This window comes from Streptomyces sp. cg40 (assembly GCF_050320165.1).
Taxonomy (GTDB): Bacteria; Actinomycetota; Actinomycetes; order Streptomycetales; family Streptomycetaceae; genus Streptomyces; species Streptomyces hokutonensis.
Window position 1 is genome coordinate 8639685 of the sequence record NZ_CP190128.1, and the last position, 11651, is coordinate 8651335.

At 69.6% G+C, this 11651-nt stretch carries 11 protein-coding genes; all 11 read left to right on the forward strand.

The window, feature by feature from the left end:
• The first annotated feature begins 137 nt into the window (after positions 1-137).
• The 11 genes from pyrR (at position 138) to rpoZ (ending at position 11599) form a co-directional block, all read left to right on the forward strand.
• Positions 138-701, forward strand: coding sequence for a bifunctional pyr operon transcriptional regulator/uracil phosphoribosyltransferase PyrR (gene pyrR / locus ACQHII_RS39060; RefSeq protein WP_427923670.1), 564 nt, complete (start codon positions 138-140; stop codon positions 699-701).
• 86 nt (positions 702-787) lie between these two features.
• Positions 788-1765: an aspartate carbamoyltransferase catalytic subunit gene (locus ACQHII_RS39065; RefSeq protein WP_019066397.1), complete on the forward strand. Its 978-nt coding sequence runs from the start codon at positions 788-790 to the stop codon at positions 1763-1765.
• 5 nt (positions 1766-1770) lie between these two features.
• On the forward strand, positions 1771-3057 hold the full coding sequence (locus ACQHII_RS39070) for a dihydroorotase (protein ID WP_427923671.1): 1287 nt from the start codon (positions 1771-1773) through the stop codon (positions 3055-3057).
• Entirely contained in the window at positions 3054-3620 is a 567-nt protein-coding gene (locus tag ACQHII_RS39075) for a hypothetical protein (protein WP_427923672.1), read from the forward strand. The genes ACQHII_RS39070 and ACQHII_RS39075 overlap by 4 nt, the downstream gene beginning before the upstream one ends.
• Positions 3617-4774 carry a glutamine-hydrolyzing carbamoyl-phosphate synthase small subunit gene (gene carA / locus ACQHII_RS39080; RefSeq protein WP_427923673.1) on the forward strand — a complete coding sequence of 386 codons (1158 nt, stop codon included), beginning with the start codon at positions 3617-3619 and terminating at the stop codon, positions 4772-4774. The genes ACQHII_RS39075 and carA overlap by 4 nt, the downstream gene beginning before the upstream one ends.
• Positions 4767-8075: a carbamoyl-phosphate synthase large subunit gene (carB, locus tag ACQHII_RS39085; RefSeq protein WP_427923674.1), complete on the forward strand. Its 3309-nt coding sequence runs from the start codon at positions 4767-4769 to the stop codon at positions 8073-8075. The genes carA and carB overlap by 8 nt, the downstream gene beginning before the upstream one ends.
• 51 nt (positions 8076-8126) lie before the next feature.
• Positions 8127-9236, forward strand: a complete 1110-nt coding sequence (locus tag ACQHII_RS39090; RefSeq protein WP_427923675.1) for a quinone-dependent dihydroorotate dehydrogenase — start codon at positions 8127-8129, stop codon at positions 9234-9236.
• A complete protein-coding gene (gene pyrF / locus ACQHII_RS39095) occupies positions 9233-10078 on the forward strand; it encodes an orotidine-5'-phosphate decarboxylase (protein WP_427923676.1) in 846 nt (281 codons plus the stop codon). The genes ACQHII_RS39090 and pyrF overlap by 4 nt, the downstream gene beginning before the upstream one ends.
• Before the next feature lie 289 nt (positions 10079-10367).
• The gene (locus ACQHII_RS39100; protein ID WP_019059734.1) at positions 10368-10691 is read left to right on the forward strand and encodes an integration host factor; all 324 of its coding nucleotides are present in this window, start codon (positions 10368-10370) and stop codon (positions 10689-10691) included.
• Between the two features lie 37 nt (positions 10692-10728).
• Positions 10729-11286 (forward strand): guanylate kinase, encoded by a 558-nt coding sequence (gmk, locus tag ACQHII_RS39105; protein ID WP_262062305.1) that lies wholly within the window; start codon positions 10729-10731, stop codon positions 11284-11286.
• Positions 11287-11326: 40 nt separating this feature from the next.
• Positions 11327-11599: a DNA-directed RNA polymerase subunit omega gene (gene rpoZ, locus ACQHII_RS39110; RefSeq protein ID WP_019059732.1), complete on the forward strand. Its 273-nt coding sequence runs from the start codon at positions 11327-11329 to the stop codon at positions 11597-11599.
• Positions 11600-11651: the final 52 nt, after the last annotated feature.

Below are 11651 nucleotides of genomic sequence, written 5' to 3' on the forward strand. Positions count from 1 at the left end.
GGGTCTTCCGTGCCGGCGGTGGCCGATTACTCCATGGGGGTGATCAGGGGTGTCGCCCCGGCCTGCTAACGTGGATGGCGCAAATCCGACGTCCTTTAAGGTCCGTCCCGTGAGGCGGAGAAGGAGGTCCGTTTCTTATGGACACCCAGCAGTACGAGTCCGATGCGCGGCCGGTCCTCGAGGCCCCCGACATCGCGCGGGTCCTGACCCGCATCGCCCACGAGATCGTCGAGCGCGCCAAGGGCGCCGACGACGTGGTGCTCCTCGGCATTCCGACCCGGGGCGTCTTCCTCGCCCAGCGGCTCGCCGTCAAGCTGGAGGAGATCACCGACCGCAAGATCCCGGTCGGCTCCCTCGACATCACGATGTACCGCGACGACCTGCGCATGCACCCGCCGCGTGCGCTGGCCCGCACCGACATCCCCGGTGACGGCATCGACGGCCGCCTCGTCGTCCTCGTCGACGACGTGCTCTTCTCCGGCCGCACCATCCGCGCCGCCCTGGACGCCCTGAACGACATCGGGCGCCCCCGCGCGGTGCAGCTCGCGGTCCTGGTCGACAGAGGCCACCGCGAACTGCCCATCCGCGCCGACTACGTCGGCAAGAACCTCCCCACGTCGCTGCGGGAGACGGTCAAGGTCCAGCTCGCCGAGGAGGACGGTCGCGACACCGTGCTGCTCGGCGCCAAGCGGACCCCGTAGCAGGCCGAGGGGCGTGCGCCGGTTCGGTGTGCCCCCGTCTGCCCGGAATCTCCCTCTTTCCTGAACTGCCTTACGGAGCCTGACAGATGCAGCGTCATCTCATCTCGGCCGCCGACCTCTCCCGCGACGACGCCGTCCTGATCCTCGACACCGCCGAGGAGATGGCCCGGGTCGCCGACCGGCCGATCAAGAAACTGCCGACCCTGCGCGGCCGTACCGTCGTCAACCTCTTCTTCGAGGACTCCACGCGCACGCGGATCTCCTTCGAAGCCGCCGAGAAGCGCCTCTCCGCCGACGTCATCAACTTCACCGCCAAGGGGTCGAGCGTCTCCAAGGGCGAGTCCCTGAAGGACACCGCGCAGACCCTGGAGGCCATGGGCGTCGACGCGGTCGTCATCCGGCACGGGGCCTCCGGGGCGCCGTACCGGCTCGCCACCTCCGGGTGGATCGACGCGGCCGTCATCAACGCGGGCGACGGCACCCACCAGCACCCGACACAGGCCCTGCTCGACGCGTTCACCATGCGCCGCCGGCTCGTCGGCCGGGACGCCGGGCTCGGGCAGGACCTGGCCGGCAAGCGGATCACCCTAGTCGGCGACATCCTGCACAGCCGCGTCGCCCGCTCGAACGTCGACCTGCTGCACACCCTCGGCGCCGAGGTCACCCTCGTCGCCCCGCCCACCCTGGTGCCGGTCGGCGTCGAGTCCTGGCCCTGCGAGGTGTCGTACGACCTCGACAGCACGCTCTCCAAGTCCGACGCGGTGATGCTGCTGCGTGTGCAGCGCGAGCGCATGAACGCGGCGTTCTTCCCGACCGAGCGCGAGTACTCGCGGCGCTACGGCCTCGACGGCGACCGCATGGCGAAGATGCCCGAGCACGCCATCGTGATGCACCCGGGGCCGATGGTCCGGGGCATGGAGATCACCGCCGAGGTCGCCGACTCGGACCGCTGCACCGTCGTCGAGCAGGTCGCAAACGGAGTCTCCATCCGGATGGCCGTGCTCTATCTGCTTCTGGGCGGCAACGAACCCGCCGTCAGCCACGCCCGCATCGAGGAGAAGTAAGTCACATGAGCAAGATCCTGATCCGTGGTGCGAAGATCCTCGGCGGCGAGCCGCAGGACGTGCTGATCGACGGCGACACGATTTCCGAGGTGGGCGTCGGCCTGAGTGCTGAAGGTGCCGAGGTCGTCGAGGCCGCCGGCAAGGTGCTGCTGCCTGGTCTCGTCGACCTGCACACCCACCTCCGCGAGCCCGGCCGTGAGGACTCCGAGACCGTCCTGACCGGTACGCGCGCCGCCGCGAGCGGCGGTTACACGGCCGTGTTCGCCATGGCCAACACCTTCCCCGTCGCCGACACCGCAGGTGTCGTCGAGCAGGTCTACCGGCTCGGCCGGGAGCACGGGTACTGCGACGTGCAGCCCATCGGCGCCGTCACGGTCGGTCTGGAGGGCAAGAAGCTCGCCGAGCTGGGCGCCATGCACGAGTCGGCTGCCGGGGTCACCGTCTTCTCCGACGACGGCAAGTGCGTCGACGACGCGGTGATCATGCGCCGCGCCCTGGAGTACGTGAAGGCCTTCGGGGGAGTCGTCGCCCAGCACGCGCAGGAGCCCCGCCTCACCGAGGGCGCCCAGATGAACGAGGGCGTCGTCTCGGCCGAGCTCGGGCTCGGCGGCTGGCCCGCGGTGGCCGAAGAATCGATCATCGCCCGGGATGTCCTGCTCGCCGAGCACGTCGGCTCCCGCGTCCACATCTGCCACCTCTCGACCGCCGGGTCCGTCGAGATCGTCCGTTGGGCCAAGTCCCGGGGCATCGACGTGACCGCCGAGGTCACCCCGCACCACCTCCTCCTCACGGATGAGCTGGTGCGCTCCTACAACCCGGTCTACAAGGTCAACCCGCCGCTGCGCACCGAGCGCGACGTGCTGGCCCTGCGCGAGGCGCTCGCCGACGGCACGATCGACATCGTCGCCACCGACCACGCCCCGCACCCGCACGAGGACAAGGACTGCGAGTGGGCCGCCGCCGCCATGGGGATGGTCGGCCTGGAGACCGCGTTGTCAGTGGTGCAGGAGACCATGGTGGACACCGGGCTTCTCACCTGGGCCGGGGTCGCCGAGCGCATGTCCGCCAAGCCCGCCGAGATCGGGCGGGCGGTGGGGCACGGCCGCCCCGTCTCGGCTGGTGAGCCCGCCAACCTCACGCTCGTCGACACGGAATACCGTGGGTCGGTGGACCCCGCGGGCTTCGCTTCGCGCAGTCGCAACACCCCGTACGAGGGGCGTGAGCTGCCGGGCCGTGTGACGCACACCTGGCTCCGGGGCAAGGCCACGCTCGTCGACGGGAAGCTCACGTGACACCACTGCAACTGACCCACCTCGCGGCCGGGGAGAAGTCCGCCCCGGTGACCGACTGGGCCGCGCGTATCGGCTGGCTCGTCGGGCTCGCCCTGTTCATCGCGCTCGTCTACTGGCTGATGCGCGAGGGCTGGAAGTGGCGCGGCACCCTCCAGGGCGACCTGCCGGACCTTCCCACCGCGCCGTCCGACCCCGGTCCGGCGAGACTGACGATGAGCGGCCGCTACCACGGCTCCACCACCGCCGGGCAGTGGCTCGACCGCATCGTGGCGCACGGCCTGGGCACCCGCAGCCGGGTCGAGCTCACGCTGACGGACGCGGGACTGGACGTCGTACGGCCCGGGGCCACCGACTTCTTCGTCCCGGCCGGCGCGCTGCGCGAGGCCCTGCTCGGCAAGGGCATCGCCGGGAAGGTCCTCAGCGAGGGCGGTCTCCTGGTCGTGACGTGGGAGCACGGCGACCGGCTGATCGACTCCGGGTTCCGGTCCGACACCGCGGCCGAGCACGCCGAGTGGGTCGACACCTTGAACAGCATGATCAACAAGACGGAAGGCGCACGATGACCACCTCCACCAGGGGAGCCGACAAGGTTCCCGCCGTACTCGTCCTGGAGGACGGCCGGATCTTCCGCGGCCGTGCCTACGGGTCCGTGGGGGTGACCTTCGGCGAGGCCGTGTTCTCCACCGGCATGACCGGCTACCAGGAGACCCTGACCGACCCGTCGTACCACCGCCAGGTCGTCGTGATGACCGCCCCGCACGTCGGCAACACCGGGGTGAACGACGAGGACCCGGAGTCGGCCCGCATCTGGGTCGCCGGTTACGTGGTGCGCGATCCCGCGCGCGTGCCGTCCAACTGGCGCTCCCGCCGCTCGCTGGACGAGGAACTGCGCAACCAGGGTGTCGTCGGCATCTCCGGCATCGACACGCGCGCGTTGACCCGTCATCTGCGCGAGCGCGGCGCGATGCGCGTCGGCATCTTCTCCGGCAACGCGCTGCCCGACGACGGGACCATGCTGGCCGAGGTGCGACAGGCCCCCGAGATGGCGGGCGCGGACCTCTCCGCCGAGGTCGCCACCAAGGAGACGTACGTCGTCCCCGCGATCGGTACGAAGAAGTACACCGTCGCCGCCGTCGACCTCGGCATCAAGGGCATGACCCCGCACCGCATGGCAGAGCGCGGCATCGAGGTGCACGTGCTCCCGGCCACCGCGACCGTCGAGGACGTCTACGCGGTCCGGCCCGACGGTGTGTTCTTCTCCAACGGCCCGGGCGACCCGGCCACCGCCGACCACCCGGTCTCGGTCATGCGGGCCGTCCTGGAGCGCGGCACCCCGCTCTTCGGCATCTGCTTCGGCAACCAGATCCTGGGCCGCGCCCTCGGCTTCGGCACCTACAAGCTGAAGTACGGCCACCGGGGCATCAACCAGCCCGTCCAGGACCGTACGACGGGCAAGGTCGAGGTCACCGCGCACAACCACGGCTTCGCCGTCGACGCGCCCCTCGACAAGGTCTCCGAGACCCCCTACGGCCGCGCCGAGGTCTCCCACGTCTGCCTGAACGACCAGGTCGTCGAGGGGCTCCAGCTCCTGGACCGGCCGGCCTTCAGCGTCCAGTACCACCCCGAAGCGGCAGCGGGCCCGCACGACGCCGCCTACCTGTTCGACCGCTTCACGTCTTTGATGGACACAGCTCTGATGGAGGGCCAGCGTGCCTAAGCGCTCCGATATCCAGTCCGTCCTGGTCATCGGCTCCGGCCCGATCGTCATCGGCCAGGCCGCCGAGTTCGACTACTCCGGCACCCAGGCCTGCCGCATCCTGCGCGCCGAGGGCCTCCGCGTCATCCTGGTCAACTCCAACCCGGCGACGATCATGACCGACCCGGAGATCGCCGACGCCACCTACGTCGAGCCGATCACCCCGGACTTCGTCGAGAAGATCATCGCCAAGGAGCGCCCGGACGCCCTGCTGCCCACCCTGGGCGGTCAGACGGCCCTCAACACGGCCATCTCGCTGCACGAGGCCGGGACCCTCGACAAGTACGGCGTCGAGCTGATCGGCGCCAACGTCGAGGCCATCAACAAGGGCGAGGACCGCGACCTCTTCAAGGGCGTCGTCGAGGCAGTCCGCCAGAAGATCGGGTACGGCGAGTCCGCCCGCTCGGTGATCTGCCACTCCATGGACGACGTCATCGCGGGCGTCGAGACGCTCGGCGGCTACCCGGTCGTCGTCCGCCCCTCCTTCACCATGGGCGGCGCGGGCTCCGGCTTCGCCCACGACGAGGAGGAGCTGCGCCGCATCGCCGGCCAGGGCCTCACCCTGTCTCCCACCACCGAGGTCCTCCTGGAGGAGTCCATCCTCGGCTGGAAGGAGTACGAGCTGGAGCTGATGCGCGACAAGCACGACAACGTCGTGGTCGTCTGCTCCATCGAGAACTTCGACCCCATGGGCGTGCACACCGGTGACTCGATCACCGTCGCCCCGGCGATGACGCTGACCGACCGCGAGTACCAGGTGCTGCGTGACGTGGGCATCGCGATCATCCGCGAGGTCGGCGTCGACACCGGCGGCTGCAACATCCAGTTCGCGATCGACCCGGTCGACGGCCGCGTCATCGTCATCGAGATGAACCCGCGCGTGTCCCGCTCCTCGGCGCTGGCCTCCAAGGCGACCGGCTTCCCGATCGCCAAGATCGCCGCCAAGCTGGCCGTCGGCTACACGCTGGACGAGATCCCGAACGACATCACGCGCGAGACCCCGGCCTCCTTCGAGCCGACCCTCGACTACGTGGTCGTGAAGGCCCCGCGTTTCGCCTTCGAGAAGTTCCCGCAGGCCGACTCCACGCTGACCACGACGATGAAGTCGGTCGGCGAGGCCATGGCCATCGGCCGCAACTTCACCGAGGCCTTCCAGAAGGCGCTGCGCTCCCTGGAGAAGAAGGGCAGCCAGTTCACCTTCGTCGGCGAGCCCGGCGACAAGACCCAGCTCCTCGAAGAGGCCGTACGGCCCACCGACGGTCGCATCAACACCGTCATGCAGGCCATCCGCGCGGGCGCCACCCAGGAGGAGGTCTTCGCGTACACGAAGATCGACCCCTGGTTCGTCGACCAGCTCTTCCTCATCCACGAGATCGCCGACGAGCTGGCCGCCGCCGACAAGCTGGACCCGGAGCTGCTCGCCGAGGCCAAGCGGCACGGCTTCTCCGACCAGCAGATCGGCGAGATCCGCGGCCTGCGTGAGGACGTCGTCCGCGAGGTCCGGCACGCGCTCGGCATCCGCCCGGTCTACAAGACGGTCGACACCTGCGCCGCCGAGTTCGCCGCGAAGACGCCGTACTTCTACTCGTCCTACGACGAGGAGAACGAGGTCGCCCCCCGCGAGAAGCCCGCGGTCATCATCCTGGGGTCGGGCCCCAACCGCATCGGCCAGGGCATCGAGTTCGACTACTCCTGCGTCCACGCCTCCTTCGCGCTCAGCGACGCGGGCTACGAGACCGTGATGGTCAACTGCAACCCCGAGACCGTCTCCACGGACTACGACACCTCCGACCGCCTGTACTTCGAGCCGCTCACGCTCGAGGACGTGCTGGAGATCGTCCACGCGGAGTCCCTGGCCGGGCCGATCGCCGGTGTGATCGTGCAGCTCGGCGGCCAGACCCCGCTGGGCCTCGCGCAGGCCCTCAAGGACAACGGCGTCCCGGTCGTCGGCACCTCGCCCGAGGCGATCCACGCCGCCGAGGACCGCGGCGCCTTCGGCCAGGTCCTCGCCGAGGCGGGCCTCCCGGCCCCCAAGCACGGCACGGCGACCACCTTCGTCGGCGCCAAGGCCATCGCCGACGAGATCGGCTACCCGGTCCTCGTCCGCCCCTCGTACGTCCTCGGCGGACGCGGCATGGAGATCGTCTACGACGAGACCCGCCTGGAGTCGTACATCGCCGAGTCGACCGAGATCAGCCCGTCCCGGCCGGTCTTGGTCGACCGCTTCCTGGACGACGCCATCGAGATCGACATCGACGCGCTCTACGACGGCCAGGAGCTGTACCTCGGCGGTGTCATGGAGCACATCGAGGAGGCGGGCATCCACTCCGGCGACTCGGCCTGCGCCCTGCCGCCGATCACCCTGGGCGGCTTCGACATCAAGCGCCTGCGCGCCTCAACCGAAGCCATCGCCAAGGGCGTTGGCGTCCGCGGACTGATCAACATCCAGTTCGCGATGGCGGGTGACATTCTCTACGTCCTGGAGGCCAACCCGCGCGCGTCCCGCACGGTCCCCTTCACCTCGAAGGCGACCGCCGTGCCGCTCGCCAAGGCCGCCGCGCGCATCTCCCTGGGCGCGACCGTCGCCGAACTCCGTGCCGAGGGGCTGCTCCCGGCCCACGGTGACGGCGGCGAACTCCCGCTGGACGCGCCGATCTCCGTCAAGGAGGCCGTCATGCCGTGGTCGCGCTTCCGTGACATCCACGGTCGCGGTGTCGACACCGTCCTCGGCCCGGAGATGCGCTCCACCGGCGAGGTCATGGGCATCGACTCCGTCTTCGGCACGGCGTACGCCAAGTCCCAGGCGGGCGCCTACGGCCCGCTGCCCACCAAGGGCCGCGCGTTCATCTCGGTCGCCAACCGCGACAAGCGCTCGATGATCTTCCCGGCGCGCGAACTGGTCGCCCACGGCTTCGAGTTGCTCGCCACCTCCGGCACCGCCGAGGTCCTCAAGCGCAACGGCCTGAACGCCACGGTCGTCCGCAAGCAGTCCGAGGGCGTCGGCCCGAACGGCGAGAAGACCATCGTCCAGCTCATCCACGACGGCGAGGTCGACCTCATCGTCAACACTCCGTACGGCACCGGAGGCCGCCTCGACGGCTACGAGATCCGTACGGCGGCCGTGGCCCGGTCGGTCCCGTGCCTGACGACGGTCCAGGCGCTCGCCGCCGCCGTCCAGGGCATCGACGCCCTCAACCACGGTGACGTGGGCGTGCGTTCACTCCAGGAACACGCACAGCACCTGACCGCGGCCCGCGACTAGCAGCCAAGAGGGGGACACCGGGAACGGTGTCCCCCTCTTCATGAGGACACCATGTACAAGATCTTCTTCAACCTCGTCTTCAAACGGATGGACCCGGAGCGGGCCCACCACCTCGCCTTCCGCTGGATCCGGCTCGCCGTCCGCATCCCCGTACTGCGCACGTTCGTCGCCGCCGCGCTCGCGCCCCGATTCGAGGAGCTGCGGACGGAGGCCTTCGGGCTGCGCATGCACGGCCCGTTCGGGCTCGCGGCGGGCTTCGACAAGAACGCGGTCGCCATCGACGGCATGTCGATGCTCGGCTTCGACCACGTCGAGATCGGCACGGTCACGGGGGAGCCGCAGCCCGGCAACCCCAAGAAGCGGCTGTTCCGCCTCGTGCCGGACCGGGCGCTGATCAACCGCATGGGCTTCAACAACGAGGGCTCCGCGGCCGTGGCGGCCCGCCTGGAGGCGCGTGAGGCGGTCTTCAGGACCGTCGTCGGCGTCAACATCGGCAAGACCAAGGTCGTTCCCGAGGAAGAGGCCGTCGGCGACTACGTGAAGTCGACCGAGCGGCTCGCCCGGCACGCGGACTATCTCGTCGTCAACGTCTCGTCGCCCAACACGCCCGGGCTGCGCAACCTCCAGGCGACCGAGGCACTCCGCCCGCTGCTGACCGCCGTGCGCGAGGCGGCCGACCGCGCGGTGACCGACCGCCGTGTCCCGCTCCTGGTGAAGATCGCCCCGGACCTCGCCGACGAGGACGTGGACGCGGTCGCCGACCTCGCGGTCGAACTCGGCCTGGACGGCATCATCGCCACGAACACCACCATCGCGCGCGAGGGCCTCGGTCTGAAATCCGAACCCGCGCTCGTCAAGGAGACCGGCGGACTCTCCGGAGCACCGCTGAAGGCCCGCTCCCTGGAGGTACTGCGCCGCCTCTACGCGCGCGTGGGTGACCGCATCACCCTCGTGGGCGTCGGCGGCATCGAGAACGCCGAGGACGCCTGGCAGCGCATCCTCGCCGGTGCCACGCTCGTACAGGGCTACAGCGCCTTCATCTACGAAGGGCCCTTCTGGGGCCGCACCATCCACAAGGGCCTCGCCGCACGCCTGCGCACGAGCCCGTACGCCACCCTCGCCGACGCGGTCGGCGCCGACGTGAGGAAGCAGCCGGTATGAGCCCCCTGGAACCCTTCGGCGCACGTCTCCGCTCGGCCATGGACGAGCGCGGCCCGCTCTGCGTCGGCATCGACCCGCACGCCTCGCTGCTCGCCGACTGGGGCCTGAACGACGACATCGCCGGGCTGGAGCGGTTCAGCCGCACGGTCGTCGAGGCGCTGGCGGACCGGGTCGCCGTCCTCAAGCCGCAGAGCGCCTTCTTCGAGCGGTTCGGCTCGCGCGGGATCGCCGTCCTGGAGAAGTCCGTCGAGGAGGCGCGGGCGGCCGGCGCACTGGTTGTCATGGACGCCAAGCGCGGCGACATCGGCTCGACCATGGCCGCGTACGCCGAGTCCTTCCTCCGGAAGGACTCCCCGCTGTTCTCCGACGCGCTGACCGTCTCGCCGTACCTCGGCTACGGCTCGCTCGCCCCGGCGGTCGAACTGGCGCGGGAGAGCGGCGCCGGCCTCTTCGTGCTCGCGCTGACCTCCAACCCCGAGGGCGGCGAGGTGCAACACGCGGTCCGCGCGGACGGCCGTAACGTCGGAGCGACCATGCTGGCCCACCTGGCCGCCGAGAACGCGGGGGAGGAGCCCCTGGGTTCCTTCGGGGCCGTCGTCGGCGCCACCCTGGGCGACCTGTCGTCGTACGACCTCGCGGTCAACGGTCCGATTCTCGCGCCCGGCATCGGGGCCCAGGGGGCGACTCCGGCCGATCTTCCCGGGGTTTTCGGGGCGGTGCTGCGCAATGTCGTTCCGAACGTGAGCCGAGGTGTTCTACGTCACGGTCCCGACGTGGGAGCGCTGCGGACGGCCTCGGACCGCTTCGCGGAGGAGATCCGCGTCGCCTTTGCGACCGTCTGAGGTGTTCGAACGGGTCGCTCGAGTCCTCCGATGAGTGGTTCGACGGTCGGCTCCGGAGTGACTTGAGTCTGAATACATCCTCAAATCCGGGGCGATATGTCGGAAATGTCCGGCCTGGCGCAGGCTGACCAGGACTTTTCCTCTGTTCTCGCTGACTCTGGCGTCCCTGGCCGCTAGTCTCCGAGCAGAGTCAACGGGCAAGCGTGTTGCTCGTAGCTCCCCAGGTGTGGGGCGACTAGGTTCCTCACCGGTCCGTATCCGACAGTTCGACATCCGAGGTGACGTAGGCGTGGCTCTTCCGCCCCTTACCCCTGAACAGCGCGCAGCCGCGCTCGAAAAGGCCGCCGCGGCTCGCCGGGAGCGGGCCGAGGTCAAGAATCGACTCAAGCACTCCGGCGCCTCCCTGCATGACGTCATCAAGCAGGGCCAGGAGAACGACGTCATCGGCAAGATGAAGGTCTCCGCGCTGCTTGAGTCCCTGCCCGGCGTGGGCAAGGTCCGCGCCAAGCAGATCATGGAGCGACTCGGCATCTCCGAGAGCCGCCGTGTCCGTGGCCTCGGCTCCAACCAGATCGCCTCCCTGGAGCGTGAGTTCGGCAGCACCGGCTCTTGAGTCCCGGGCACCCCGGGATTGCTGGAATAATCGCTGCATGAGTGAACGTCCGCGGCTGACCGTGCTCTCCGGCCCCTCAGGGGTCGGCAAGAGCACGGTCGTCGCCCATATGCGCAAGGAACACCCCGAGGTCTGGCTCTCGGTGTCGGCGACGACCCGCAAGCCCCGCCCCGGTGAGAAGCACGGGGTCCACTACTTCTTCGTCAGTGACGACGAGATGGACAAGCTGATCGCCAACGGCGAGCTGCTGGAGTGGGCGGAGTTCGCCGGCAACCGCTACGGCACGCCGCGTACGGCCGTGCTGGAGCACCTGGAGTCCGGTGTGCCGGTGCTGCTGGAGATCGACCTCCAGGGCGCCCGGCAGGTCCGCGACTCCATGTCCGAGGCCCACTCGGTGTTCCTGGCCCCCCCTTCCTGGGAGGAGCTGGTGCGCAGGCTAACCGGGCGGGGCACCGAGCCGCCCGAGGTGATCGAGCGCCGCCTGGACGCGGCGAAGGTCGAACTGGCGGCGGAGCCCGAGTTCGACGCGACCCTGGTCAACACCTCCGTCGAGGACGTGGCGCGCGAGCTGCTAGCCTTGATGGAAGTTGTGTGATCGTTTTTCCGATCTCATCCCATCTTTCGGAAGGCAGAGCGTGTCCTCTTCCATCACCGCTCCCGAGGGCATCATCAACCCTCCGATCGACGAGCTCCTCGAGGCCACCGACTCGAAGTACAGCCTCGTGATCTACGCCGCCAAGCGCGCCCGTCAGATCAACGCGTACTACTCGCAGCTCGGCGAGGGCCTGCTGGAGTACGTCGGTCCGCTCGTCGACACCCACGTCCACGAGAAGCCGCTCTCCATCGCCCTGCGCGAGATCAACGCGGGCCTGCTCACCTCCGAGGCCGTCGAGGGCCCCGCGACCTGAGTCGCAGCAGCTTTGTCCACAGGCCCGGCAGCGACTGCCGGGCCTGTGGTGT